The following is a 25415-nucleotide window of genomic DNA, read 5'->3' as shown; positions in this document are numbered from 1 at the left end:
ATGGCGCTAAGCGCTGGTCTAGCGGGAATTGAATGGAGTGCAACCGGACACGCACCGCCCGGCGCGCTGAAGCGCGCAGCCGAGATTCGGAGTATGTGCCAGGGCGAGGCAATTCGCGTGGTTTCCTACGGAAGCTATTTCTACGCGGGCACGGGAAAAGACTTCCTTCCGACTCTGGCGACGGCTCTGGCGCTAAACGCGCCTCTCATTCGCGTCTGGGCTGGTCCTCGCGGCGTTTCTCCTGACCAAGCAAGCGCGGAAGCGTGGACGCGGTGTGTAAAGGATTTGCAGCTGGCGTGTGACGCTGCTGCCGAGCACAACATCGCAATCGGACTCGAGTTTCACCGCCTCACCTTGACCGAGGGTGACGAGAGCACCCTCCGCCTGCTTGCTGACGCTGGCCGGAAGAATTTACGAACCTATTGGCAGCCGCTTCCAGGCGTTACCGCAGAGATTGCTAAGCGGCAACTCCGTGCATTGACGCCCCACCTGGCGCATTTGCATGTCTTTCAATGGGATGAGGATCTGCAACGGCATCCTCTCTTCAAAGGGGAGGCGTTCTGGATCGACGTTCTGCGCACCCAAGTCTCCGCATCGGCGCGGGAGTGCTGGGCGTTACTAGAGTTCCTGCCAGGGGACGACCCATGCTTGTTGGCCACAGAGGCTCGCGCGCTTAAGGTATGGCTCGAGCAGATTGATGGTTCCCGCAGCTCGCGAGCAGCAATCTTACCGACGTAGCGAATTAGCCCAAACGCTTGAAAATGTCTTGCGGGATGCGAAGGGCGACATTTCGCTGTCGTCGCCACAGTGTCGTAGCGTAGCAGTTGGCGTAACGAAAGGTGCCCGCAGCCGAGGTGGGATACGGAGCTTCGTACCCTCGCGCGTAATGTGGGCGTGAACTCGGCATGCTTATCATTCGATATACGACGGAGTAACCAATTGAGCTACCTTAACGAAGAGAGCAGTTCTTCCGCTCGACCGGCCGATGTGCTGAGAGAGCTCTGGACGCTCGGCGAGTTGGACCCCGTGGCTCTCAGGTGGGCTACGTTAAGCGGTGTTGAACCGGTGCTCCCATCATCATTTGCGGTTGCGACAGCCGCACAGTCAAGTCTTGCGGCCGCGGCACTCGCCGCCGCAGAAATTCGGTACCAGCGCGGCTTTGCTCGACAAGGGGTCGCTGTTGACATGCGGCACGCCGCGCATGAGTGCACGACCTACTTCACTCTTAACGGAAAAACGCTAAATGCTTGGGACAAACTGTCTGGCTTATACCGCTGCAAGCCCGGAGGGAGTTGCACATGGGCTCGCGTACACGCCAATTTCGCTCACCATAGAGACGGTTTTCTCCGCTTAATCGGCCTTCCCGAAGGAGAGCTGACCGAACGGGACGCGGTCGAAGGCGCTCTTCAAGGCTGGCAGGCCGAGAAGCTCGAGCAAGCCGCTGCGGAGCGCGGATTAGTCGTGGCCGCCGCAAGAACCTTTAAGCAATGGGATGAGCACGCGCAAGGGCGCGCCGTCGCAGCTTCACCTCTGTTTAGCCTGGAGAAGATCGGTGAGGCGCCTCCTCGCGAGCTGCCTCCGCTGTCGGCAGATCAGACGCCGTTGCAAGGTCTGCGGGTGTTGGAGTTGACAAGAATAATTGCCGGTCCAGTGGCTGGCCGGGCGCTTGCAGCGTACGGAGCGGAGGTGATGCTGGTTAACTCTCCAAACCTCCCTAACGTTGGCGCGATTGTCGAAACCAGTCGGGGAAAGCTGTCAGCGCTCGTTGATCTGCGGAAACCGGAGGGGAAGGCGGCGTTGCAGGACCTTGTTTCCGGCGCACACGTGTTCATCCAGGGTTATAGGCCTGGTGGAATAGATTCACTCGGTTTCGCCCCTCACGATCTGGCGAGGCTTTCCCCAGGGATTGTGTATGTTGATCTCAGCGCCTACGGTCACGACGGCCCATGGGCCGATCGGCGGGGGTTTGACTCCTTGGTGCAGACGGCAACGGGCTTCAACTTGGCCGAAGCGCAAGCTGCGGGTGCCGAAACACCTCGGGCTCTTCCGATGCAGATCCTCGACCACGCAACGGGATTGTTAATGGCGTACGCGGCGCAATGTGCCATCTTGCGGCAGCAACGGGAAGGTGGCTCATGGCAGGTAAGGCTGTCGCTCGCGCACACCAGTGCTTGGCTGCGAAGTCTCGGCCGCGTCCCGAACGGCCTTCAGGCTACCAAACCGACCGGCATCGAAGATCTCCTTGAGAAGGTGGATACCGGTTTTGGCCGACTTGTCGCTGTGCGCCATGCGGCCAAGTTCGAAATGACGCCGGTAATGTGGTTGAGGCCGTCCATGCCGCCCGGTTCCAGCCCGGCACGGTGGCCATCTACATACCAGGACCTACGAGGGTCGTGAGCGGTCGAGGACGCTGGGTCCGAGGACCATCGCCACCTTCCTTTAGTAAGCCGGTAACGATGTTGTCTACGACGACAGTCCAGCCGGTGGCTGTTGCAATACTCGCTACGTCACCGGGATCGATGAATCTCTCCCGCTTGGCTTAGCCAACATTTCACGCATGTAGCCCACGCGGAAGGTAGAACGCCGGGTAGTTACAGCTGACAGGATTGACCACATGCAAGGTGAGCATGCGCACACAGAAAATGATGATCGGATAGCGTTACCGTCGCCAGCGGGCAGTTTTGGCCAGATCGTCGTAGATCTTGTCCGGTCACGTGCCGAATCGGTTCGCAAAGCGCGAACCGAAGTCCCACTGAAAGTGTTTTGTCACGAACGCGCGGCTTGGCGCTGGCGCATGCCAGCCGAGGTCCTCGTAGCTCTCGACGCAGGCGTTGAGACTAAACGGCTCTTGCCTGGCGAAGCGATTTGCGAGGCCGGCTGCCAGCCGACGGGATGGATCGGTGTCATCGATGGCTTTCTCGTTCGCCAGGCGGACGATCGTTATAGCGATCGACCGGCGTGCGGGCTCCCTCCTGGCGCGTGGTACGGCGAAGAAGAGCTGCTTGCCAGCGGGATGACCGGGCACAGGATCGTCGCCGTGGTATCAACTCAGGTTGCAGTGCTGCGTACGGCAGTCTTCCAACATCTGATTGATGAACAACCAGCGTTTGGACGTCTGGTGCTTGAGATTCAAGCCGAACGCATGGCCGCCTTGAGAAGGCGGGCGCTGTGGCCGCAAAAGCTCGGGACAAACGCCGGGGTGGCGCTGCAGCTTGCCGATCTGTTTGTACCCGAGATGTTGTTCGACGGAAACTACTACGTGCCGCTCACGCAAAGTGGAATCTCCTCGTTCGTTCGCCTCTCGCGGCAGCGTACGAACGAGGCGCTCAACTGTCTCGAGCGCATCGGCGAGGTTGAACTTCGTTACGGGAGCATGAACCTCCGTAGTCCGACGGAGCTAACGCGCCGTGTCCTTGCTGGCGAAATCAAGTGAGTTATTCACCACAAGGCCCGTACTACTTGCCCCACCCAGGGCGGCGCTCACAGCGTTAGGGACGTTGCATGTTGCATCGGTGAGGTAGGGCGGTGAATCGAGTATCGAAAAGCTTGACCGTCTCAAACCCAAAGCCGGAGCCCTCGTTGTCAAACGGAGCGTCGACTGAGCCCGCGCGTTGCATTACGCTGACGACGAGTGGTTGAATGAATTGGTGATCCTCGCCGCGCATCCAACCTGCAGTCAGCCCGCCCAGCGCCGAGTCTTCATAGCGCAGCCCCTCCAGGGCCCGTGCTACGGCGGTCGCCTCTGTGGTTCGCGCCCGCTCCAAGGCAATCTTTAAAAGCTCGACGAGCGCCTGAGTTCGCGCCAGTTGATAGTTGTCTTCCGGCGCTGAGAACCGATTGCGAAAGGCCATGTGATAAGAACGGGAAGAAGGGGTGCCCATGTTTGGATGCCATTCGGCAACCGCGAGCACGCGCCCGATGCCCGACTCCCCGATTGCTGCTGGCGCCCCCAGCGAGTTTCCGTAGAACGTGTACACGCGGGCGGTGACTCCCGCGTCCTTAAGAGCCTTTACTAAAAGCGTGAGATCTCTTCCCCAGTTGCCAGTAAAGACTGCCTGCGCCCCACTGGACTTGATTTTCGAAGCGTACGGGAGAAAATCAGCGACCTTCCCAATGGAATGCAGGTCGTCACCGACGATCTCGATGTCAGGCCGGGCGACGGTGATGCGAGCGCGAGCATCGCGCGCAAATGCTTGGCCAAAACTGTAGTCCTGCCCGATTAAATAGACCTTCTTGACGCTGCCATCGGAGCGCAGGACATCGACTAGCGCTGCCATTCGCATATCTGAGTTAGATTCAAAGCGGAAGTGCCAGAAACTGCACCTTTCGTTCGTGAGGGCAGGGTCCACGGCAGCGTAGTTGAGAAGCAGGGCGCGTGACTGTGGTGACCGCTGGTTATGTCTGTTGAGTGCGTCAACTAGTGCGGTCGCCACAGCCGAACCGTTGCCGTTGGCTACTAACGTGATCCCCTTTTCGAGCGCAGATTGAAGAGCCGCCACAGAATTCTCAGGGCTGTTCTTTCCGTCAAAGCGCTGCAGCTCTAGTGGTCGGGCGCCGCCTGGCATCTGAACCCCCCCGAGGCGATTCACGTTCTCGACGGCGAAAAGCAAGTTGCGATAGAACGCTTCCCCGACGTTGGCGAAAGGGCCCGATAGACCCTCTATGAAGGCAATTCTGACCGGCTCTGGACCTGGAGACGCAATAGCCGGTGCAACAGCTGCAGCAAGGGAAAGAAGCAGGAATTGAAGACGTGTCATGTACTTCCAAGTGTCTTGGGGCTTAGGCCTTGCCACCTTCTCGCAGGGAGCGCCCAACCCTTCAGTAGATGATGAAAAGTCGCAGTAAGAAGCGGAAAGCTCCACTCCAAACGGTTCGATTACTGAGACTCTAGGGGAAGCCTTACTGGAGGTAGAAATGTCATCGGGGTGTCTGTTAGATGACCGTTGGGCTACGAGCGGCGCTTAGCTCAGCTCGGCAACCAGACTCAGACAATTGGCTTGGGACGCCGTCCGCACTGCGTTGGCCGCATTCCCCTTGCTGTGACGGTGCCACTGTCCACACTCAAAGTGACCGGTTCGGCTTCAATTTGTCGTAGCCGGCACTTGGGGCGAGAGCCTTTCTGTGTTTCGTGACTTAGGAGGTATCATTAAAAGCAGATACTCATCTGATGACGCATCACGAGGACGAACTTGCATGGCGAATCTGGCGACCGCTCTAAAGGCTGAGATTGCGCGCATCGCGCGCAAAGAGTTAAAAGGCGAAACGACAGCCTTAAAGAAGGCGGCAGCGACATATCGCTCAGAAATCGCCTTGTTGAAGAGACGGGCACAGACGCTAGAGCAGGAAGTGCGCCGGATGAAAAATGGTCCGTCGGACAAACCCTCGTCCGCGTCTCGCGAGAATGAGGACGATCAGAAGTCGGTTCGCTTCAGCGCGAAGGGACTTGCAAGTCAGCGTAAGCGCTTGGGCTTGTCCGCTTCAGACTTGGGTCTACTGATTGGCACGACTTCGCAGTCTGTTTACAACTGGGAAGAGGGAAAATCGAAGCCTAGAGGCAAGTACATGCCTGCAATAGCGGCACTACGAACGTTGGGGAAAAAGGCTGCAACCGCTCGTTTGGAGGCGACCCGTGCCGCGCCTGGCAATTCCGTGGAAGAGCAAGATTAGAAGCTGCGATTGAACAACTAGCGGCGCCGGTGTTAAGCGGCTGCATAAGGCCCTTTCACCTTCGTGCAGAAGCAGACCTACAAGTGCGCGTGCGCTGGCCGTGGATCGGGTGGACTCGTCCGAAGAGCTGGCGACCCTTGGTAAGCGTCCGGTGAACGCGGCTTACGTTCGCCAGGAGACGCTTATGAATGGGGCGGGCGCAATACGCGCCAATAAATCGGCCACGTCTGAGGATGGCCGGCAAGTCGATTCGGAGAGCATTTGTACGAGTTCAAGCTCTTCTGGTGGTCGGTGGTTGTGTCCTAGTGTTCTTGTTGAATACAAGCGGGATCCCTACAACCCCCGCCGCTAGCTACCGATTCGAGGTTGTTCTGCACTGCGACTGGGGCGGGCCGAGCGACTTGGCTCTTGAGGGCGGCAGCACACCTGCTCGCTCGCACGCTTCCTTCATGCGAACAACCAGTTGTTTCGCGGATCTGGTGCTCGCCCTAACTGTTATCGGCCGGCGCGCTGGCCGAACCATCCCGGACCTTCAGCCGTTGCAACGTCAACCATTGCCTAGAGCATCGGCCACTCGCCGCGCCTCTAACTTTCTGATGCGTCGTCGTTCGCCCGGGTCGATGTCCTGTATCTCGCGCTCAACCACCTACACCTGTACGTAGTATTTGAGCGTCTGTGACGTGCCCCCTTCCGCCGTACCAATGCTGCAGAAGTCCTGGTTGAAGGTTACTGGATCTCGTTGTTGGCTGGTGTGATCTGTTGAGCAGCATTGCCGGCATGCCGGCAATGCTGCTCAGCGAACCGTGCCGGTGGCATGCGCCCAATGCTCCCGTGAGGCCGAACCTCGTTGTAGTCGAGGCGCCATGCCGCGATCTCTTTGCGCGCTTGATGCAGCGTCTGGAACCAGTGCTCGTTCAAGCACTCGTCGCGGAACCGGCCGTTGAAGCTCTCTATGTAGCCGTTCTGCATGGGCCGTCCTGGCTCGATCAGGATGTGTCGAATGCCATGGCTCTGTGCCCAGGCGATGAACGCTCGGCTGGTGAACTCTGGCCCGTTGTCGGTCCTGACAGCAGCCGGGTAGCCCCGGAACCGCGCGGCTTGGTCCAGCAGCCTGATCACGTACTGACCGCTGATGCCGTAGTCCACCGCAATGTCCACAGCCTCGCGGCTGAAGTCGTCGGCCACGGTCAGGCACTTCAGCCGTCTTCCATTGGCCAGGCTGTCGCTGACGAAGTCCATTCTCCATACCTCGTTGACCTGGGTGGCGATGTTGAGCGGCGTGCGCTCCGCGGGTGGCCTGCGCACCTTCTTGCGCTTGCGCACTGTCAGGTTGGCCTCCGTGTACAGCCGGTACACGCGTTTGTGATTGACGCCAGGGAAGTCCGGTCGCAACAGGTCGTGCACGCGCCGGTAGCCGAAGCGACGGCGTGTGTGCGCGATCTCCACGATCTTGGTCTTCAGCGCCGCGGTCTGGGCGCTGGCTACCGGCGCGTGCCGGTAGCTGTCACGGCTTAGCCCCACAAGTCTGCACGCGTGCCGCTCGGACATCTGATGCTCGTTGATCAGTCGCTCGATGGCTTGCCGCTTGACCTGTGGGGCTATCTTTTTACGCCCAGGACGCTCTTGAGCGCGTGCATGTCCAGATGCGCCTCGGCCAGCAGGCTCTTGAGCTTGGCGTTCTCCGACTCCAGCTCGCGCAGCCGCTTCGCGTCAGGCCTCCATGCCGCCGAACTTGGCGCGCCACTTGTAGAACGTCGCGTCTGAGAACCCGCCCTTGCGACAGATCTCGACCACCGCCAGGCCGGCCTCGGCCTGCTTGAGGAACCCGATGATCTGTTCCTCTGTGAATTTGCTCTTCCTCATGTCCGCCATTCTCCGGGTTGGCGGACTCCTGCTATTTCAGGTTGGTATGGCTGGCAGGGGGCAGGTCATCTGCACAGCAATCGTGCTCTTGTGGCCGCCCCCTGAGCGAGCGCTACGTGCTTGGCCCCTGGGGGCCTGACGCGATGCTCTCTAGATAAGCCGACTGGCATCCTCTAATTAAGTATCGTGAGCCCGAAGATAAGGCGTGACTGCTTCGACAGTCTCCGCGCTGGAAACCACTGGAAAAAAGTCAAAGCTCACGCCAGTTCCAGTCCAGTGCAGTACCCACCTCTGCAGAAGCGATAAGTCGTTGCACTCCATCAACTGAAAGCACCGTCTGAAGCTTGGCTCCACCCAGCTATTAACGTAAGTGAGGCCATCTGGAAGACCTCGCCCTCTCTCTCGCGCGCGTTGGTAAACCGGGAGCATGTCGTTTCCAGCGAATGTCTCTATCACCATAAACAGCATATATGTTCCTTTAATTACCTAGCCTCACCTGTGTGATCAGGAGGCCATCTCGTTGCTATGCACGGTCTCTCGAAATCGTAGGGCCCGCAACGGCGCTTCTTATGGACCGCTTCCAGGCCCGTCCCATTGCCGCAGCGAAGCAAAAGACTGACTGGGCCTACACGCTGGCGGCCGATATCCCAGGAGTCAAATGAAAACTCGTTATGTGACACCTCGCGCGTGCTTTCGCACGATCCGGTCTGAATATCGCTTCGCAAGCCGCCATCGCTAGCGTGGCGAAGCGGCGGCATGGCCCGTCGTACATGTCGCTGACGTCTAGCGAATCAGCTCACGCCAACCAAGGAAAGAATCTCAATGTTGCGCACCTGCATGATCCACACTGTTGCCATGAGTGGCTTGGCATTTTCTTCTGCCCTTTACGCACAGGAGGTCGTTCGAATTGGCCACGTTGGCCCCGTAAGCGGTCCTGTCGCACACTTAGGCAAGGACAACGAGAACGGGGCCAAGATGGCAATTGACGAGCTGAACGCGAAGGGTGTGTCCATCGGAGGCAAGAGCGTCCGTTTGGTGCTCTTGACAGAGGACGATGCGGGCGACCCCAAACAGGGAACCGCGGTTGCTCAAAAACTCGTCGATTCGAAGGTCAACGGCGTAATCGGGCACTTGAACTCTGGCACCTCCATTCCGGCATCTAAGGTGTACAGCGACGCTGGTATTCCGCAGATTTCTCCTTCGGCTACAAACCCCAAATTTACGCGGCAAGGATACAAGACGACATTTCGGGTCGTCGCTGATGACGTGCATCTCGGCGGCTCGCTCGGGAGGTACGCAATCAAAGAGCTCAAAGGGAAATCGATCGTCGTGATTGACGATCGGACTGCGTACGGCCAGGGCGTCGCGGAAGAGTTCGCGAAGGCGGTGAAGGCAAGTGGCGGCGTCATCGCCGAGCAGCAGTACACGACCGACAAATCCACCGACTTTTCCGCCATCTTGACCTCCGTCAAGGCCAAGAAGCCGGACATCGTCTTCTTTGGCGGCATGGACGCCGTAGCCGGGCCCTTGGCCCGTCAGATGAAACAGCTTGGAATCAACGCGACGATGATGGGCGGAGACGGAATATGTTCACCTGAGTTGCCCAAACTTGCGGGTGGCCTACTTACCGATGGTGCGGTGATTTGCGCTGAAGCAGGTGGGGTGGAGGGTGGCCAAAAGGTTGGCATGGACAAGTTCAAGGAAAACTACAAACGCAAGTTCGGAGTAGATGTTCAGATCTATTCACCCTACGTTTATGACGCGGTAAACGTGCTTGTTTCGGCTATGGTCAAGGCGGGATCCTCCGACCCGAAGGTCTATCTCCCAGTGTTGGCGAAGACCACTGACTACAAGGGCGTGACAGGAAACATATCGTTTGACGAGAAGGGCGATGTCAAGAACGGAGCCCTTACTCTCTTTACCTACAAGTCAGGCAAGCGCGAGCAGATCGCCGTAGTGCGGTAGCTGTGTGAAATGTCGTTCACCTAGGCGCAGTCCTTGTTTTTTGGACTGATGGTTGTCGGCAAGAGAGGACGAGATACTTCGCCAAGTAACGGCAAGTTGGTCGCTCACGAATGAAGGCTTGGAGGAATCGATCTGGACTCCGTCGATTCCTCTTTTTTTTCCTTCAGCGCTGGCGGCCCTTTTCCCGGCTATCTTGCCTGAGTAGGTACCACGTGAAGAGTCAAGGAATTTGTTGATGTGCCGTTTTTGGAGCCCGGTCGTCCATCAACTCACACCACACACTCCCGGTGAGCAACCTAGGTCGCCGGGCATCCTGAAACTCAATACCAACGAGAATCCATATCCTCCTTCTCCGACAGTTCACCGTGCACTTTCGGAGGCGATTGCCGACTCTCTTAGGCTTTACCCCGATCCAGACTCGTCAGAGCTGAAACTTGCGCTTGCTGCGTCGGTGGGTCTCACGGCTCAACATGTGTTCGTGGGAAATGGCTCAGACGAAGTGTTGGCGCATACGTTTCACGGTTTGATGTCCCATGGCAAGCCGCTGCTGATGCCTGACGTCAGCTATGGTTTCTATCCCGCGTACTGTCGCTTGTACGGCGTTCCGTTCAAGCTCATTCCACTTGCGGACAACTTAACACTTCGCGTCGACGACTATTTGACTGCGGTACGCCAGCCCTATGGCGGTGTACTCATAGCCAATCCCAACGCCCCCACTGGGCGGCTAATCCAGTTATCCGAAATCGAGCGGCTGGTTGAGGGGTGTCGGGAGTCGGTTGTGGTCATCGATGAGGCTTACATCGACTTTGGCGGCGACTCGGCAGTCTCATTGGTGCCACGGTTCGAGAACCTGCTGGTAGTGCAGACCTTCTCGAAGGCTCGCTCACTCGCCGGTCTTCGCGTCGGATACGCGTTCGGACACCCCACGCTCGTGGAAGGGCTGGAGCGCGTCAAGAGCAGCTTCAATTCGTACCCTCTGGATCGAATTGCTCAGGCCGGGGCAGCCGCCGCACTGGCCGATGTCGAGTACTTCCATCGGACACGAGATGCCGTCGTCCGCAGCCGTGAGTCGTTGTCCCTGGCGTTGGAGTCCCTTGGCTTCGAAGTTCAGCCATCAATGGCGAATTTCGTGTTTGTGCGGCATCCGCGCAAAAGCGCGCAGCAACTGATGTCGACGCTGCGCTCAGACGGAATCTTGGTGCGTCACTTCAACTCCCCGCGAACTGCAGAGTTCATTCGGATCACCGTGGGTACCCCAGAGCAATGCGCAAGACTCATCGACTCGCTCATCGGAAGACCATGAAGGGCACCAATCTAGTCGGCGTTCTGTTCGGATTGATCAGTTCCCTTGGGGACACGTTTTAGCCTCACGAATTTCCCCGCCCGCCTGTTGAAAGCTGGAGGTTCTCGAGCCACGTACACGCCAGTTCGCGTGTTGTACGTTGTCATTTTCGGCGGAGCGAACATTCCCAAAGCTCATTCAAGACGACGCGAAAGTAACTTGAGCGTCCTCTCAACAGCAGGTTGAATGGCGACTCACACGACGGCCGACAGAACGCCGTTTTTGTCAACCTTGCCTAGGGACCGCGATGAATTCAGTCCACCAGCTTTCGGCTTCTTCCATGTCCGCCTCACAAATGCGTTGGCATCAACGTCAGACCTCTGTGGTCGCTGGCGTGAATTACCTCAAGCCGACGACGACCACTCCTCATAGCTATGCCTATGAGCCGCCGCCAGGAACCCCATGGGAAAACTGCGACTACGACTTCACCAAAGTGACGATCGCGGATGCGCGCTATGCGCGTGAGATCCCCTCACTACACCGAGAGGGCTTTGTGCTGTGCGATTCGCCGTCCGCGGTTACTGACTTCAACGACGTTGAGGCCATTAAAAACGTTTACTACGCGGAAGCAGCGGAGCTTGCACTTTCGGCCACGGGCGGAACTCGCGCGTACGTCTTTGACCATCTGGTTCGGAAGCGTGAGCCAGATCGGGCCCAGTTGACCTTCGGTCGCAATCAAAAGGGGTCGGTGGCAGCCGCCAACGGACGAATTCACAACGACTATACGGAAGCTTCCGGCCGCAAGCGACTGGACCTCGTTCTTAACGATCCAGAGGCGGTATCCCGGGTCAGACGCTACTGCATTATCAACATATGGCGTTCGATCAAAGGTCCCGTGTTGGATACGCCACTGGCGGTGTGCGACGCGCGGACGCTTAACGCATCGGACCTGGTCGTCAGTGAGGTGAGGTATCCACGTCGAACGGGTGAAATCTACGTTGCCAACTACTCGCCCCTTCATCACTGGTCCTACTTCTCTGAAATGGATCGGCACGAAGCTCTCGTGTTCAAGCAGTACGACTCTCAGGTCAGTGGCGTCTCCCGCTTTACTCTACACACAGCGTTCGATCTTCCAGATATTCCGCCGGATGCTCCATTGCGAGAAAGCATTGAACTGCGTTGCCTCGTGGTCTTTGGGGGGCAAGCATGAGCGCCGCCATCAATCAAACGTCGATCAAACCCATCGAATTCTGGTTTGAATTTGGCAGCAACTACAGCTACTTGAGCGTGATGCGGATCGAGGCGCTGGCGGCAAAGAACGGCGTTCAAATCGAGTGGAAGCCGTTCTTACTTGGCCCCATCTTTAGGAGCTTCGGTTGGGAATCGTCGCCGTTTGTCCTGCAGAAGGCTAAGGGCGAATACGCCTGGAAGGACATGGTGCGGCAATGCAAGAAATATGGTGTGCCTTGGACTCAGCCCTCGAAGTTTCCCAGGAGTGCGATCTTGCCGCTGCGCGTCGCATTGGTGGGCTCAGACAAAGAGTGGATAGGCGCCTACACCCGCCGAATGATGACGCTTAACTTCTCTGAGGATGTCGACATTGACACGCAGGAAGTCGTTCTCCGGGTCTTGACTGATCTGGGTCTGCCGGCTCAAGAGATCGTGGAGTTGGCCGTCTCGGATACGAACAAGCTCGCGCTTCGCAAGCAAACGGAGGCAGCAGCGGCGAGGGGAATATTCGGCGCACCTACGTTCTTCGTTGGCGAAGAGATGTTCTGGGGGAACGATCGGTTAGAGGATGCGATCGCGCATTGCACGGGAGCGGATGAATGACCGCACCTCCGCTCCAGTCGCCAGACGCAGACTCGATCGCTTCGAATCGCTGGGATCGGTTGATTGGGGTGCTGTGCGGCCTGGTCGTCATTCTTCTGTTTTCCGGCTTCACGCTCGTATCGCGACTGGGGTTTTCGACGTCTTTGCGCGTCGTTGACTTGGCCGCATTGCGCTTTACGATCGGCGGTTTGATCATGCTGCCGGTCCTAATCCACTACGGATTGACTGGTGTGAGATGGCGCGATGCACTGGCGCTTGCCGTCACTGGAGGTTTCGGGTTTGCACTTTGCGCTTATACCGGCTTCGCACTTGCTCCAGCGTCACATGGCGCGGTACTGCTCCATGGGACGCTACCGCTTTTTACCTTCGCTCTTGCGTGGTTTCTCCCGGCGGCGCAACCCACTAGGCGACGGGTGTTCGGCTTAGCGACGATCTTTCTCGGTATTGTGGCGATGGCCTGGGACAGTCTCGGCTCAAGCACACCCCGGCAATTGCTTGGAGACATTTCGCTTCTCTTGGCGTCCATTAGCTGGTCGGCGTACGGGCTTCTCGCTCGTCGTCGAGGTCTAGCACCTGGGCATTCCGCATCGATCGTGGCAGTTTTCTCAATGTGCGGCTTCTTGCCGATATACGCGCTACTGCCGGACAAGGCGCTCTTCAATGCTACTTGGCACGAACTTGCCGTCCAGGGTGTGTTTCAAGGCGTCCTTGTCGGTGCTCTTTCTGTATTTGTCTATTCGCGCGCTGTGGCTTCGCTAGGAGCAGTGGAAACGTCGCTTTTCACGGCAGCTGTGCCCTGTGTGACGGCTACGGCGGCGCTTCTCTTGCTTGGCGAAAGCCCTAGCACTCTTGCTTGGATCGGCGTATCCGTTGTCACTTTAGGCATGACGATATCTCTCAGGCCAAGTAGATCTATAAGTGAAGGTGTCGCGTGCCGGGATGGGCCGGAGGACTTCTTCAGCATGTATGACTCTTTTGATCGATACGCGTCGTATCGCGGAGATGACTACCAACTGCTAAATCCCAGGGGTCCGAGGCGGGTTCGAATCGGGGGGCCGGGCGACGACCCCTACCTCCTGATCGCTTCAATTGACAGGGGATGAGCGAGTTCGGTCCGGCAGAGACGGCTCGATGCCTTCTCTCCTGCTTGACATCGATGTCGTCGCTAAGCTATCTGTTTTGCGCCTCGCACTCAATCCATTCGGCGACTCTCCGAACTTCCTCTCGTGGTCTGTCGGCTGACCGAATCAGCCAATACCCGTGTGTCAACTCCGATCGAGGCTTAGGGGTCGCGAGTACTACCAGGCGTCCCTCGTTCAGCAGGGGCTGAATGAGCTCGAGCCTCCCGAGCGCAACGCCTTGCCCGTCCAGTGCCGCCTGAATGACCTGGTCGTACTGGTTGAACTGGAGGACTCCTTTGTGCTTTGCCTTGGCCCACCCCATGGACCCGATCCAATCGCTCCATTGCAGCGTTGGATGAGTCGGATCATCGAACTCCAGAAGAGAGGCCTCTGAGAGGTCGCTCGCGCTTAGCAAATCTGCGAGGCCAAGAGATGGGTGCGCAACCGGCGCAATCGATTCCCCAAACAGAAACGTTGATCCCTCTGGCGCGAGGTCGGCGGTTGTGTACCGAATCGCGAGATCGATCCCGTCGCGGCGCAAATCCGTAACGTGGTTGTTTGCTGAGACGCGGAGGTCGACGGCTGGATACAGCTTTTGAAAGCGACTCAGTCGTGGGAGCAGCCAGAGCCCAGTGACACCAACGCTGGCGCTCACCATCACAGGTCGAAGTGCGTTGGATGCAGTGAGGTCTCCCACCACTTCCTGTAGCTGCTGCAGAGCTTTGTCTGCGCCAGAAAACAGGCGCTCCCCCTCAGGCGTGAACGAGATGGAGCGATGGCCCCGTACTAACAGCTTGACTCCAAGATGGTCTTCAAGCGCATGAATCTGCCGACTGACGGCGGATTGCGTGAGGCATAAGTCCTGAGATGCGAGCGTTATGCTCATGCGCCGGCCAACTGCCACGAACCCCCGTATTAAGTCGAGAGATGAAAGCCGAACAAGTGGAAGCGACATTCCCGTCGATCATGTGATGGCCACGCCAAACCACATTTCAGCACAGAGGGAGTTGGTCGCCCCTTCGAGATCGATGCACTTCAGTGACATTCTCTGGGGTTTAAGTCAGCGTTCCGCAGCAATTCGCGGCCCTACACTTTCTTTTCTGCAGACGCCAACCACGCTGCGGCAGTCGTGGCCGCCGCCGCGATGACTGCGATGCCGGTCCATCCGAGATTAGAGACGATGACGCCGGCGATGGCTGCGCCTACGGCGCCTGCTCCGTAGTAAAGCACCAAGTAGGCGGCGCTTAGAGAGCCGGCACGGCGTGGATCGATGGCTACTATGCTTGCTTGATTCGCAACCTGAGCCGCAAAGCATCCCGTGTCAAAGAGCGCCAGTGCTACTGCGGTAACCACGACTGAGTGCAGCGAAACAGCGAGGAGTAGGGAGCAGAGGGATGTCGCGGCCAAGGAGGCTAATAGCACCGGGCGCGACCCAAACCTGTCAACGAGGCGACCAGCTGGTCGAATGACTGCTAGACCCAGCACGCCCGCAAAGCTATAAAGGCCGATCTGGGCAGGATTAAGGCTATGCGGCGGTGCCGCCAAGCTGATGGCTAGGCCAACCCAGACGAGATTGAAGGCAAAGAACCAGAGCATTCCACTGCATGTGCGTCGCCGCAGCGACGCGTAGCGGCGATGTAACAAATTAACCTCGCGAACTGAGTCGAGATATCCGCGGCGGGCAAGTGTGAGTTCCGGGCGAAGCAGCCCCCAAGTCACTGGTGCGGCCAAGGCGGCAAAGGCGGCAAAGGCGAGAAGTGCGCCCCGCCAACCATACGTGTGAGCTAGCCATCCCCCGACAAAACGGCTGAGGAGAATCCCAGCTGAGATTCCTGCAGCTATCGTTCCGATGTCACTAGCGCGCCGAGCTGGAGGCGAGTACTTGCCTACGACAGCAGTGCACTGGGCCGCCACGGTTGTTGTGGCGCCGATCAACAAAAGGGAAGCCAGCAACGTGACAGGGCCAGGTGCCAAAGCGGCAACCAATAGGGCGAACGCTAGAGCGCTCAGCTGGCAGGGAATGATTCGTCTCGCGCCAACGCTGTCGACCAGCGGCACCAACAGTGCCAGGCCAACGATGTAGCCAACCATCGTTGAGGATGCAATTGCGGTGATGAGCGAAACGCGCACATTGAATTCGTGTGCGATCCCCGAAAGCGCCGGTTGCAACGCATAGTCGCTCGCAATCGCTCCGCCCGCAACAACCGAGAGTACGACGACCGTCGCGTTTGTTAGGCGGATGTTTCGGTCAATACAGCTCACGCCGTCGCTCTGATCGCAATCGCTTCGACCTCAACCAGAATAGAGCTCTCCACAAACGGCAGGGAGTGAACGAGCGAAAAAGCGGGGCGTATCGCGCCGTAGACCTCGCCGTGTGCACGCGCTGCCTCCTGCCAGTGCTCGAAGTCCGCCACGACCAAGCGACTCTGCACTACGTCTGACAACGCGAAGCCGCTGTCCTTGAGCACCTGCTCAAGAGTGGCGATTGCGTCTCGCGTTTGCGAATAAACGTCTGGACCTTTTCCTGCAGTCCCGGAGATGTAGATGGTGTCTTTGACAACTACCGCCCGCGAGTATCCGACCTTCGACTCCCACGGGGAGCCGCTGCTGATGAGCTGGCGCATTTGTGTTCCTTGCGGTGTTAGACATGATTAACTACTGAGGTAGTTGCGTCCATCATGCTATACCACCACGGTAGTAGTCAAGTGCTTGAATCACTCCTGGACCCTTGCATGCTCGCCGACTCCACACTGATTTCTTCATTGATACGCCTGGGCTTCACACAGTACGAAGCACAGGCGTACACCGCGCTCGTCGGTCAATTGCCGCTGACAGGGGCCGAGGTCGGACGGAGGGCCGCCATGCCTCCGTCAAAAATCTATGAAACCTTGGCTCGCCTCGAGAGCCGCGGAGCGGTAATGGTTCATCGTTCGGAGCCGATTCGGTATGTAGCTGTGCCGCACAGTTCGCTGCTGAGTGAGATAAGAGATCGCTTCAACGCGGACCTCGAAACCGCAGCCGCTTCTCTCGATCGTCTGCCAGCTCTTCAAGAGCCCGGGCTAGTTTGGTCACTGAACGGGCGAGACTCAATCATTCGGGCGTTTGGGCGCGCCGCGGTGAATGCGAAGGTCACCCTCTTCATGGGAGTGTGGGACGAGGAGCTTGACGAACTTGGTGCCCCGCTTGAGGAGGCAACAGCGCGAGGGGTGGAGACTCATGTCGCCATCTACGGAGTTCGCACTCTCAAGGTTTCGCACACCTATAACATGGCGGAATGCGGCGCTAGCGCAAGGCTGCGACTTTCGGGCCGTCGCTTGTCCGTGGTGGTCGCTGACGACTCTGATTCAGTTGTGGCCGAGTTTGGTGATCAAACGCCCGATCAAGCCACTGTCACCACGAATCCCGTCATCGCTCTGCTCGCAGTGGAGTACGTCAAGGCGGATGTGAGCGGAAGTTTAATGATCAATGCGATGCCACCAGGTGCCTATCGAAAGCTGTTGGGCGCTCCTGCCATGCAGGCGATGATGCGTCCTATACAGAAGCTCTCGATGTAGATCCTGTACTGCGTTCGTGGTGAGAGCCACGACAGCACTCAGCAATTGCGCGCCCTGCCCAAAACGACCGCACCCGCGGTGAGCGCGACATTCGCGATGGTCATGCGAGTTGTCGCAAAAGTCTATTGAACCTGTGCGCGGTAAAGACTGTAATCGGTCCATCCGGGCCAGACGACCGCATTCATATGCACGGGATCTACTACGCGCCTAGAGGAGGGTGGTCGTGACGCCTCCAGTGCCAACATCATTCGCCGCCGTTGGGGTGACCTCACGCGAACGCGGAAGGCGGAATCGCCGAACTCATAAGGACTCACAATGGACGGTCTGGTGGTGACCCAAGCAGAGAAGGCGCTCGCGTTTAGGGCGCTACATGACGGACGCGAAGGCTTTGTGATTCCGAATCCCTGGGACATAGGCAGCGCACGACTCCTCTCTAAACTGGGCTTCAAGGCCCTAGCCACAACTAGTGCAGGTCACGCGTTTTCATTGGGAAGGCCTGACAATTCGATTACGCAAGAGCTCGCTCTCGCGCACATCCGCCAGTTGGCGAACGCGACCGAACTCCCGTTGAGTGCAGACCTTGAGAACGGCTTCGGCGACCGACCGGAAGAGGCTGCCCGGACCATTCGACTCGCCGCCGAAGCGGGCGCAGTCGGCGGCTCCATCGAGGACCTAACAAGAAACCATGAGTCGCCTCTCTATTCTCTATCGCTGGCGGCCGAAAGAATTCGGGCAGCGGCGGAGGCGGCTCGGTCTTTGCCGTTTCCGTTTCTGTTGACAGCGAGGGCTGAAAATTACTTTGTTGGCCGACCGAGTCTAAAGGACACCATCGAGCGGCTGCAGGCATACCAGGAAGCGGGCGCCGATGTCTTGTTCGCGCCAGGAATCACGAGCCGGGAAGACATCGCGGAGGTGGTTCGGTCGATTGATCGTCCACTGAACGTGCTCATGGGTGTGTCTGGAATGACGCTTGGGGCCCGAGAACTCAATCGGCTGGGCGTTAAGAGATTCAGCGTCGGCGGGTCGCTCGCTAGGGCGGCACTTGGGGAATTCTCTCGCGCTGCGGCCGAGCTAATGGAGCATGGGACGGTCGATTATGCGAAGACAGCGGTCTCAGGCAAGGAATTAAACGAACTGTTTGGTACGTTCCTTTAGCCACAGCGAGACCGAGCTCAAAGATGGACCCGATACGTGCGAGCGATGGGAGCGCTGGAGATGTTGACTATCAACCTATCGGCACCGTGTACAACGACTACCGGTTGGCCGACAGCCGAATCGCCGCCGCCGTCCATAAGGCTTTGGGTGGCGCGCAAACAGTGCTCAACATTGGTGCGGGCACTGGATCGTATGAGCCGCTTGACCGCATAGTAACGGCCGTAGAGCCCTCTGCAACGATGAGAGCGCGCCGACCTGCGCATCTTGTGCCCGCCATTGATGCAGCTGCCGAGAACCTTCCATTTGACGATGGAGTCTTCGACGCGGCCATGGGGACCTTTACGGTGCATCAATGGGGTGATGTGCATCGAGGGCTTGAAGAGGTTCGTCGCGTTACTCGCGGTCCCGTGGCACTTTTGACCTGCGATCCAACGCTTTTGCGAGATTGGTGGCTATGGGAGTACGCGCCGGAAGTCATCAATGTCGAGATATCTCGATTTCCCGCGATCGACACATTGGTTGCCGGATTGGGTGGAGATGCCACAGTGCAGCGGGTTCCGATTCCACTGAATTGCACTGACGGATTCAACGACGCTTACTACGGGCGTCCAGAGATGCTTCTTGACGTTCGGGCGCGCTTGGCTTGCTCATCTTGGAGCCTCGTCGATCCCACTGTCGCCGCGCAGGCGACAAAGCGGCTCAGAGACGCACTGTCGGATGGGAGCTGGGATGCGAAGCATGGCCATCTGCGCAGGCAGCCCACACTGCTCGGCGCTTTGGTGCTGGTTGTTGGTCGGCCTTGACGGGGGTCGTGCTAGCGCTACGGCTTTCGTGTAAGTTTTTATGGCCGTGGCTATGCAGCCTTTCAAATTGCGATGCATGAACGGGGCGTCCTTTGAAGCGAAAACTGATTGGTTTGATGTTCTTAATCGTCAGCGGGCTCGTACACGCACAGCCCATCAAAATAGGTGAGCTCAATAGCTACAAAGCGCAGCCTTCTTTTCTAGAGCACTATAGAAAGGGCTGGCAGTTGGCGCTTGAGGAAGTCAACGTAGCAGGTGGTTTGCTGGGGCGCCCGGTTGAGGTCATCTCTCGGGACGATCAGGGAAATCCAGGGGACGCCGTACGAGTGGCCGAAGATCTCGTCGTCCGCGAACGCGTCGATCTGCTTTTCGGTACCTTCTTGTCACACGTGGGGCTGGCGGTCGCTGACTTCGCCAAGCAAAGGAAAGTACTCTTCCTTGCGTCAGAGCCTTTGACTGACAAGATAACGTGGCAGAACGGGAATCGCTACACGTTCCGACTAGCTCCATCCACCTACATGCAGGTCGCGATGCTCGTTAGAGAGGCGGCAAAGCTCCGCAGGAAACGTTGGGCCATCGTCTATCCGAACTACGAATATGGTCAATCTGCTTCGGAGACGTTCAAGCGGCTGCTCCGAGCGGAGCAGCCTGACGTTCAATTCGTTGTGGAACAGTCGCCGGCACTTGGTCGCATCGACGCCGGACCAACCGTGCAAGCAATTTCAGACAGAAAGCCGGACGCCATTTTCAACGTCTTGTTCGGACCTGATCTAGCTAAGTTTGTCCGGGAAGGGCAAACGCGAGCCCTCTTCAACGGCCGCTCCGTGGTATCAATATTGTCGGGCTGGCCGGAGTATCTCGAGCCCCTTCGAGAAGACGCTCCAGAAGGATGGATAGTGACGGCATATCCTTGGTACAGCATAGAGACTGCCGACCACAAAAAATTCGTGAGCGCGTATACGAGGCGATGGAACGATCATCCGCGGCTCGGATCGGTGATCGGATACGCGTCAATCAAGTCGATCGCGGCAGCAATCAAAAGGGCGGGAAGTACTGAGACCGAGAAGCTGGTTGGTGCATTCGCGGAACTGCCGGTGGATACACCACTCGGGCCCGTAATTTACCGACGGATTGACCATCAATCCACGATGGGAACCTATGTCGGCACAACGTCGGTCAGCGGTGGCCTGGGCGTGGTGACAAACCACTCGTACATCGATGGCAAGGCGGTGATGCCGCCTGATGCTGATGTTCGAAGATGGCGACCGAGCGATTAGGCACATAGCCGAATCAGGTTCGGGCATACCCTGGAGACGGCAGCTCTCAGCTCGCACCGACGAGCAAGCGTTGCCTGCTCCTGGCCTTTCCCGAAGCATCAAACGCGCCATGGATTCTTCTACGTACTTGGCGCTTTTCGGCCCATATAGACGGCGACACCTACTGTCGCTCAGCACGCCAAAGGCGAAGGGAATACGAAGTGCAAGCAGAACCGGCTGATCAACTCGCTCGCCCGGTAACCGCAGCTCACGTGAGCCCCCTCTCGCCAGCGGCCCAGGGTGGCGTTACGAATCTTGTCTTGGGTGCCCTATGCGGATTCATGGTCGCTCTCGTCTGGGCCGGTTGGTCGGTCGCTACGCGGTTTGCGGTTACCACTAACCTTGGTCCCGCGGACGTTACGTTCCTGAGATTCGGCGTCTCCTCGCTCCTCTTATGGCCGGTTCTAATCCGCCACCGCGCTGTGTTTTGGCGAATTGGAGCCCTGAAGCTGCTGGTAATGCTGACCGGGGCGGGCGTGCCTTTCATGTTCATTTCTTCCACCGGGATGCGCTTTGCGCCCGCGTCACATGTCGCCACGCTCATGATTGGGGTAATGCCACTCTTCGTCGCAATGCTGTCGGCAGGGCTGTTCGGAGAACGCTTCACCAAGGCTCAGTTGATGGGAATGGGAGTGGTCTTGGCGGGTGTTGTGGCTATCGGTGGGGAGTCACTCTTGTTCAACCGAAACGGTGGTGAATGGCGAGGCGATCTTCTCTTCCTGTTTGCAGGGTTGCTGTTCGCTAGCTACACCCTCGCTCAGAGGCGGTCGGGTTTAAGTTCTTGGCAAGCCACGGCTGTGGTCAACGTTGGTTCATGCGTACTCTTTGCCCCGATTTATCTACTTTGTCTTCAACCTCGGATCTTCAGCGCACCTATAGGAGCTGTATTGTTTCAGGCAGCCGCCCAGGGTGTCGGGGTCGCCATCCTCGGTTTGTTCTTCTACGCCGAGGCATCTCGACGCTTAGGCGCTACCCGTGCCGCGATATTCGGAGCTTTGGTGCCTGCGCTGGCCGCTTTGATTGGCGTACCGGTGCTGCATGAAGTGCCGTCATGGGCGACCGGCACCGGGATTGCACTTGTGATGATTGGAGTCTTGCTGGTTGTCACGGGAGTCAGCATCAAAAAGAAGTGACGGAGTCATTGAGAGGTTGCAAGTTGAACGCGCAAAGAGTGCGTCCGCTTGAAGTTTGCTGTCGCTCATTTGCAATGGCAACCATGCCACCGTTGTACCGATCCAATCGCCAATGCGTTGGGCGTGTTGAAACCTCGCTTTGAAATAGCGTCTGTTACTAGGTTCCGTGCGCAGGCGATTGCCAACAGCTACCCGCACTTCCTCGTGGCGCAACCGGTCGTTGGGTAGGGCCGGATGTGTATCAACGTCGACGTCACCGAGTAACCGAGCAGCATTCCATCTTGAAAAGATTTCCCAGTCCTCTAAGACGAGCGACAGCAGATCCGCATCGACCGGCGATACGAAATATGTGTCGCCGTAGTCTTCCGAACTGTGATCGAATTCCGCTTCATAAATGTGCGGGATACCTGCGACTTCGGCGATACCCAATCGGGGGCCATCGAAGTAGTCATTGATTGTGAGTACTCGATCTTGCCTCATGAAGGCGTCCTTCCTATCGCGTCTAGCTGTGGCTCAGATTTGCGTAGTTCTACGCTCACAAGCAGGACATTCCATTGAGTAAGCGTCAAGACGCGCTGAGCTAAATAGGCCGTTTTTTGACCGAACCCTAAAGGTTTGCGTGCCGAAATCCCCAGTGCCATGAGGCAAGTAACGCTATCGCGGCCGGTCCACGTAAGCATATGGGGCAAGAGTCTTGTAAGGCGCGTCCCCGCCTGCACGGGGATTGAAAACGGTTGCTATGGATTGTTGTACGTCGTCGACCGTCCTCGCGAAGGCCTCCAGAGCGGGGCCGTCCTCTCCCTTTTTAGAGCACCCCTCAAAGTAGACTACACGTGCCTGAACTGTTACCCAGATCGTCATTAAAGCTCGCTTCGGATCGTCACTCCACCGAGTCTTGATCACCTTCGCTATCTCGACGTCGTAGGCGTATGAATTCGGCTTTTCGCATTCCCCCCGAAGGAAACACGTGGTCCCTCGTTCGGCTCGATGGTGCGATTGAGCTTTCATCTCCTGCTCCGTGACACGTGGGCCCAGCGGCTCAGGACACTCTGCAAAGCCGTTGGCAACCTTGAAAAACGGGTCACCGAAATAGTTTGACCGAAGCTCTCGTTCCGCCGCCGTCGACGTCGAAGGACAACTTCCGAGCGCTGTGACAGCCAGCGCGAAGAGGTAGGGCGCGATCTGATTCCTAGGGAGCATGACGGTCCTCAACAGGAGATTACCAGCAGTTAATCCCACCATGAAAGTGCTGGTTGTCGCATAGCGTATTGCTATGCGACAAGTGTCGCTACGGAGCGCCAGGACGATATGCTGAGGGGCATTGTCCAATTGCGTATGGCGCGGGCGCCCTTGGACCCTTTTGGGGATGCTGGCGCCGCTCCAGTATTGAAGAGGCCTTCTTATGGCTGAAAATCAGTCTGACTTGGACCTACAACGACTGGTCCGGAATATCAACGGTTCGGCTGCGTTCAACCGTTGGTGCGGTTTCGAAGTCTCCGAAGTCTCTCGGGGCCGAGCAACCGTGGAGTTGCAGTGGCGAGACGACCTTGGGCAGTACTCCGGTTACCTCCACGCAGGAATTTTAGGAGCATTGATCGACACCGCCTGTGGCTTCGCCGCGGTAACTATGGTCGGGCTAGTGCTCGCGTCTCACTATTCCGTGAATTGCCTGCGGCCGGCCGTTGGGAAGCGTTTCGCTGCACGTGCCCGTGTTGTGAAGCCGGGCAAGACGCAGGTGTTTACTACTTGTGAACTCTATGCACTTTCGGATGAGCGTGAAACGCTGGTCGCGACCGGTGAGACTCTTCTCGTAGTGGCAAATGGCGGGGGGGATGGAAAATGACCCTGCAGGAATACGAGGGCCCGCACCACACGGTATCGCTCCCGCAGACGGTGTCTCCGTTGTTAGAGCCACTTCAGTGTCGAGACGCGGAAGGCGGTGCAGATTGCCGGTAACGCAAGACGACTGGTTGAGTTGGAGAACGCCTCTGACGGAGCCATGGGGACCCGTCGAAATGCGGCACGCGGAATTCTGCATAGATCTTGTCGTGACGATACGCACGGCACATTGCAACGCTCGGGGGTTCGCACACGGTGGATTCGTATGTGCCATGGCGGACATGGCGATGGGATTAACGTCGCTGCTACTAGCGCGCCGTAAGCACGGGGACAGTACTACAGGGGTCACCGCCTCGCTCTCAATCGATTTCGTAGACGCCGCCCAGGTAGGGGAGATAGTGGAATTTCGACCAACAGTTCTCAAGGTGGGGGGAGCCTTAACCTTTGCCGATTGCCGGGTGGTAGCCGGAGGGCGACTCATTGCACGCGCGAGTGGGAGTTTCCGGATGTTCCCATCTATTCGCCACCGCGACGACGTGCCCCAATGACATGCGCTCCCGATGCCGGGTGCAGGCAATTGAACCATCGGACTGGGTCTGTTGATCGCGACGATGGCTAAGGAAGTTTTGGTTCTGGGAGCAGGGATGGTCGGCACATGCGCCGCCCTTGAGCTCCGACTCCGCGGGTACGAGGTGACCCTACTTGATCGGCGCGCACCCGGTCAGGAGGCCTCTTACGGCAACGCTGGGCTTATCCAGCGAGAAGCGGTGGAGCCCTATTCGATGCCGCGAGATTGGCGCTCTCTCCTGACAATTGCGCTAAATACTGGTCCCCATGTTCATTACCACCTCCAGGGGCTTCTGTCCGCTGCGCCCCAACTCTTAGCGTATTGGAAGGCCTCAGCGCCAGCGAGGCACCTGGCGATTAGCCATGACTATCAGAAGCTCATCGCAGCATGCATAAGGGAGCACCAACGGTTCATCGAGTTGGCGAGTGCGGGAGATTTGGTAAGGCGTGACGGCCTGCGAGTTGTGTACCGCACAGGGGGAGCCCTGGATAAGGCGAGGCGCTCCGCGCGGCGCGTCTCGACGATTTACGGCGTCAGATTTAATGAACTTGACTCTCATGCACTCGCGATAGCCGAGCCGTCCTTTACCTCTGACCTGGCCGGCGCAGTGCATTGGCTTGACACGTGGAATGTGACGGATCCTGGCGCCTTGGTCGCGAGATATGCGGCCCTCTATCAACAGCTTGGTGGGCAAGTGGTCCTGGGTGATGCAACTACCCTTCGCCCCATCCCGCTAGGTTGGCAAGTGCGCTCGAGCAAAGGATTTCTTCAAGCGGAACACGTTGTCCTTGCACTAGGAGCGGAAATGCGACCACTCACGCGCCGGCTTGGCTACTCTTGGCCGCTGTTCGAGAAGCGCGGGTATCACCGCCACTTTGAACAAGGCGCAAAGGTAAATGTACCCACGCTTGATGAGGAACGCGGCTATGTCATTGCGCCCGTAGCACAGGGACTACGCATTACCACTGGTGCCGAGATTGCCAAGTTGGGTGCGCCTTCGACTCCAAGGCAACTTTTAAGCGCGGAAAAGAGCGCCCGGTCAATGCTGTACTTGGGTACTGCGGTCGAGTCCGAGCCTTGGGTTGGGAACCGTCCTTGCTGCGCCGACATGAAGCCCGTCATTGGAATGGCACCAGCGCACCGTGGGTTGTGGGTGAACTGCGGCCACGGGCATCAAGGTTTCACCCTAGGACCAGCAAGCGCGAGATTGCTAGCGGACTTGATCGACGGGTCGACTCCATTTGTGCCGGCAGAGGCCTTTTCGCCGCAGCGGTTCTCCGCATGAAAAGCGCCTGCGATCAATGAAATCTCAACCT

23 protein-coding genes and 1 pseudogene are annotated in these 25415 nt (G+C 58.0%); 17 read left to right on the top strand and 7 right to left on the bottom strand.

What is annotated here, in order from left to right:
- The 3 genes from ASC76_RS26570 to ASC76_RS10410 all read left to right on the top strand — a co-directional run bounded on the left by ASC76_RS26570 (position 1) and on the right by ASC76_RS10410 (position 3433).
- Positions 1-738 (top strand): sugar phosphate isomerase/epimerase family protein, encoded by a 738-nt coding sequence (locus ASC76_RS26570; protein WP_371262126.1) that lies wholly within the window; start codon positions 1-3, stop codon positions 736-738.
- Between the two features lie 201 nt (positions 739-939).
- Entirely contained in the window at positions 940-2397 is a 1458-nt protein-coding gene (locus ASC76_RS24605) for a CoA transferase (protein WP_371262108.1), read from the top strand.
- A gap of 217 nt (positions 2398-2614) precedes the next feature.
- Positions 2615-3433 (top strand): Crp/Fnr family transcriptional regulator, encoded by an 819-nt coding sequence (locus ASC76_RS10410; protein WP_157615503.1) that lies wholly within the window; start codon positions 2615-2617, stop codon positions 3431-3433.
- A gap of 55 nt (positions 3434-3488) precedes the next feature.
- On the opposite strand, the gene ASC76_RS10405 is transcribed toward ASC76_RS10410, so the two are convergent.
- On the bottom strand, positions 3489-4757 hold the full coding sequence (locus ASC76_RS10405; protein WP_056465216.1) for a branched-chain amino acid ABC transporter substrate-binding protein: 1269 nt from the start codon (positions 4755-4757) through the stop codon (positions 3489-3491).
- 436 nt (positions 4758-5193) lie between these two features.
- Between ASC76_RS10405 and ASC76_RS24600 the strand changes: the two genes are divergently transcribed.
- On the top strand, positions 5194-5667 hold the full coding sequence (locus ASC76_RS24600; protein ID WP_082549009.1) for a DNA-binding transcriptional regulator: 474 nt from the start codon (positions 5194-5196) through the stop codon (positions 5665-5667).
- Between the two features lie 726 nt (positions 5668-6393).
- On the opposite strand, the pseudogene ASC76_RS10400 reads toward ASC76_RS24600, so the two are convergent.
- Both ASC76_RS10400 and ASC76_RS26565 read right to left on the bottom strand, forming a co-directional pair.
- Positions 6394-7530: pseudogene (locus ASC76_RS10400) on the bottom strand (IS3 family transposase).
- A 177-nt stretch (positions 7531-7707) separates the two neighbouring features.
- Positions 7708-7989 carry a DUF3303 domain-containing protein gene (locus tag ASC76_RS26565; RefSeq protein WP_371262125.1) on the bottom strand — a complete coding sequence of 94 codons (282 nt, stop codon included), beginning with the start codon at positions 7987-7989 and terminating at the stop codon, positions 7708-7710.
- Positions 7990-8367: 378 nt separating this feature from the next.
- Between ASC76_RS26565 and ASC76_RS10390 the strand changes: the two genes are divergently transcribed.
- The 5 genes from ASC76_RS10390 (at position 8368) to ASC76_RS24585 (ending at position 13713) form a co-directional block, all read left to right on the top strand.
- Complete coding sequence (locus tag ASC76_RS10390) at positions 8368-9495, top strand: branched-chain amino acid ABC transporter substrate-binding protein (protein WP_235580457.1); 1128 nt, start codon at positions 8368-8370, stop codon at positions 9493-9495.
- A gap of 235 nt (positions 9496-9730) precedes the next feature.
- Positions 9731-10798, top strand: coding sequence for a histidinol-phosphate transaminase (gene hisC, locus ASC76_RS10385; protein ID WP_056465213.1), 1068 nt, complete (start codon positions 9731-9733; stop codon positions 10796-10798).
- Between the two features lie 319 nt (positions 10799-11117).
- Complete coding sequence (locus tag ASC76_RS24590; RefSeq protein WP_082549006.1) at positions 11118-11987, top strand: CmcJ/NvfI family oxidoreductase; 870 nt, start codon at positions 11118-11120, stop codon at positions 11985-11987.
- Positions 11984-12610: a 2-hydroxychromene-2-carboxylate isomerase gene (locus ASC76_RS10380; protein WP_056465212.1), complete on the top strand. Its 627-nt coding sequence runs from the start codon at positions 11984-11986 to the stop codon at positions 12608-12610. Before ASC76_RS24590 ends, ASC76_RS10380 begins: the two co-directional genes overlap by 4 nt.
- Positions 12607-13713, top strand: coding sequence for a DMT family transporter (locus ASC76_RS24585; protein ID WP_082549005.1), 1107 nt, complete (start codon positions 12607-12609; stop codon positions 13711-13713). Before ASC76_RS10380 ends, ASC76_RS24585 begins: the two co-directional genes overlap by 4 nt.
- Positions 13714-13780: 67 nt before the next feature.
- Here ASC76_RS24585 and ASC76_RS10375 read toward each other — a convergent pair whose 3' ends face one another.
- From ASC76_RS10375 to ASC76_RS10370, 3 genes are all read right to left on the bottom strand, one after another.
- A complete protein-coding gene (locus ASC76_RS10375; RefSeq protein ID WP_056465211.1) occupies positions 13781-14686 on the bottom strand; it encodes a LysR substrate-binding domain-containing protein in 906 nt (301 codons plus the stop codon).
- Between the two features lie 131 nt (positions 14687-14817).
- Positions 14818-15993: an MFS transporter gene (locus tag ASC76_RS24580; RefSeq protein WP_082549004.1), complete on the bottom strand. Its 1176-nt coding sequence runs from the start codon at positions 15991-15993 to the stop codon at positions 14818-14820.
- On the bottom strand, positions 15990-16355 hold the full coding sequence (locus tag ASC76_RS10370; protein ID WP_056465210.1) for a RidA family protein: 366 nt from the start codon (positions 16353-16355) through the stop codon (positions 15990-15992). The genes ASC76_RS24580 and ASC76_RS10370 overlap by 4 nt, the downstream gene beginning before the upstream one ends.
- 108 nt (positions 16356-16463) lie before the next feature.
- Here ASC76_RS10370 and ASC76_RS10365 point away from each other — a divergent pair, with 108 nt between their 5' ends.
- The 5 genes from ASC76_RS10365 to ASC76_RS10360 all read left to right on the top strand — a co-directional run bounded on the left by ASC76_RS10365 (position 16464) and on the right by ASC76_RS10360 (position 21692).
- The gene (locus ASC76_RS10365) at positions 16464-17285 is read left to right on the top strand and encodes a TrmB family transcriptional regulator (RefSeq protein ID WP_056465209.1); all 822 of its coding nucleotides are present in this window, start codon (positions 16464-16466) and stop codon (positions 17283-17285) included.
- Between the two features lie 327 nt (positions 17286-17612).
- Positions 17613-18440, top strand: a complete 828-nt coding sequence (locus tag ASC76_RS24575) for an oxaloacetate decarboxylase (protein WP_200947159.1) — start codon at positions 17613-17615, stop codon at positions 18438-18440.
- Between the two features lie 23 nt (positions 18441-18463).
- A complete protein-coding gene (locus tag ASC76_RS24570) occupies positions 18464-19243 on the top strand; it encodes a class I SAM-dependent methyltransferase (RefSeq protein ID WP_082549002.1) in 780 nt (259 codons plus the stop codon).
- A gap of 116 nt (positions 19244-19359) precedes the next feature.
- The gene (locus ASC76_RS24565; RefSeq protein ID WP_082549001.1) at positions 19360-20520 is read left to right on the top strand and encodes an ABC transporter substrate-binding protein; all 1161 of its coding nucleotides are present in this window, start codon (positions 19360-19362) and stop codon (positions 20518-20520) included.
- Positions 20521-20720: 200 nt separating this feature from the next.
- Positions 20721-21692 (top strand): DMT family transporter, encoded by a 972-nt coding sequence (locus tag ASC76_RS10360; protein ID WP_371262106.1) that lies wholly within the window; start codon positions 20721-20723, stop codon positions 21690-21692.
- Here ASC76_RS10360 and ASC76_RS25235 read toward each other — a convergent pair.
- Positions 21609-22172 (bottom strand): hypothetical protein, encoded by a 564-nt coding sequence (locus tag ASC76_RS25235; RefSeq protein ID WP_157615501.1) that lies wholly within the window; start codon positions 22170-22172, stop codon positions 21609-21611. The genes ASC76_RS10360 and ASC76_RS25235 overlap by 84 nt on opposite strands.
- A 922-nt stretch (positions 22173-23094) precedes the next feature.
- Here ASC76_RS25235 and ASC76_RS24560 point away from each other — a divergent pair.
- From ASC76_RS24560 to ASC76_RS24550, 3 genes are all read left to right on the top strand, one after another.
- A complete protein-coding gene (locus tag ASC76_RS24560; protein WP_082548999.1) occupies positions 23095-23535 on the top strand; it encodes a PaaI family thioesterase in 441 nt (146 codons plus the stop codon).
- Positions 23513-24079 carry a PaaI family thioesterase gene (locus ASC76_RS26560; RefSeq protein ID WP_082548998.1) on the top strand — a complete coding sequence of 189 codons (567 nt, stop codon included), beginning with the start codon at positions 23513-23515 and terminating at the stop codon, positions 24077-24079. The genes ASC76_RS24560 and ASC76_RS26560 overlap by 23 nt, the downstream gene beginning before the upstream one ends.
- A gap of 63 nt (positions 24080-24142) precedes the next feature.
- Positions 24143-25384: an FAD-binding oxidoreductase gene (locus ASC76_RS24550; protein ID WP_082549177.1), complete on the top strand. Its 1242-nt coding sequence runs from the start codon at positions 24143-24145 to the stop codon at positions 25382-25384.
- The last annotated feature ends 31 nt before the right edge of the window (positions 25385-25415 follow it).

Source organism: Rhizobacter sp. Root404, assembly GCF_001425865.1.
Taxonomy (GTDB): Bacteria; Pseudomonadota; Gammaproteobacteria; order Burkholderiales; family Burkholderiaceae_C; genus LMDS01.
The sequence above is the reverse complement of the archived record's forward strand: the minus strand, read 5'-3'. Positions and strand labels throughout refer to the sequence as shown.

Coding starts and splice junctions, on each gene's coding strand:
- ASC76_RS26570 (WP_371262126.1), top strand. CDS start 1: ATGGCGCTAAGCGCTGGTCTAGCGGGAATTGAATGGAGTGCAACCGGA.
- ASC76_RS10410 (WP_157615503.1), top strand. CDS start 2,615: ATGCAAGGTGAGCATGCGCACACAGAAAATGATGATCGGATAGCGTTA.
- ASC76_RS10405 (WP_056465216.1), bottom strand. CDS start 4,757: ATGACACGTCTTCAATTCCTGCTTCTTTCCCTTGCTGCAGCTGTTGCA.
- ASC76_RS24600 (WP_082549009.1), top strand. CDS start 5,194: ATGGCGAATCTGGCGACCGCTCTAAAGGCTGAGATTGCGCGCATCGCG.
- ASC76_RS26565 (WP_371262125.1), bottom strand. CDS start 7,989: ATGGTGATAGAGACATTCGCTGGAAACGACATGCTCCCGGTTTACCAA.
- ASC76_RS10390 (WP_235580457.1), top strand. CDS start 8,368: ATGATCCACACTGTTGCCATGAGTGGCTTGGCATTTTCTTCTGCCCTT.
- hisC (WP_056465213.1), top strand. CDS start 9,731: ATGTGCCGTTTTTGGAGCCCGGTCGTCCATCAACTCACACCACACACT.
- ASC76_RS24590 (WP_082549006.1), top strand. CDS start 11,118: ATGTCCGCCTCACAAATGCGTTGGCATCAACGTCAGACCTCTGTGGTC.
- ASC76_RS10380 (WP_056465212.1), top strand. CDS start 11,984: ATGAGCGCCGCCATCAATCAAACGTCGATCAAACCCATCGAATTCTGG.
- ASC76_RS24585 (WP_082549005.1), top strand. CDS start 12,607: ATGACCGCACCTCCGCTCCAGTCGCCAGACGCAGACTCGATCGCTTCG.
- ASC76_RS10375 (WP_056465211.1), bottom strand. CDS start 14,686: ATGTCGCTTCCACTTGTTCGGCTTTCATCTCTCGACTTAATACGGGGG.
- ASC76_RS10370 (WP_056465210.1), bottom strand. CDS start 16,355: ATGCGCCAGCTCATCAGCAGCGGCTCCCCGTGGGAGTCGAAGGTCGGA.
- ASC76_RS10365 (WP_056465209.1), top strand. CDS start 16,464: ATGCTCGCCGACTCCACACTGATTTCTTCATTGATACGCCTGGGCTTC.
- ASC76_RS24570 (WP_082549002.1), top strand. CDS start 18,464: ATGGACCCGATACGTGCGAGCGATGGGAGCGCTGGAGATGTTGACTAT.
- ASC76_RS24565 (WP_082549001.1), top strand. CDS start 19,360: ATGTTCTTAATCGTCAGCGGGCTCGTACACGCACAGCCCATCAAAATA.
- ASC76_RS25235 (WP_157615501.1), bottom strand. CDS start 22,172: ATGAGGCAAGATCGAGTACTCACAATCAATGACTACTTCGATGGCCCC.
- ASC76_RS24560 (WP_082548999.1), top strand. CDS start 23,095: ATGGCTGAAAATCAGTCTGACTTGGACCTACAACGACTGGTCCGGAAT.
- ASC76_RS26560 (WP_082548998.1), top strand. CDS start 23,513: ATGGCGGGGGGGATGGAAAATGACCCTGCAGGAATACGAGGGCCCGCA.
- ASC76_RS24550 (WP_082549177.1), top strand. CDS start 24,143: ATGGCTAAGGAAGTTTTGGTTCTGGGAGCAGGGATGGTCGGCACATGC.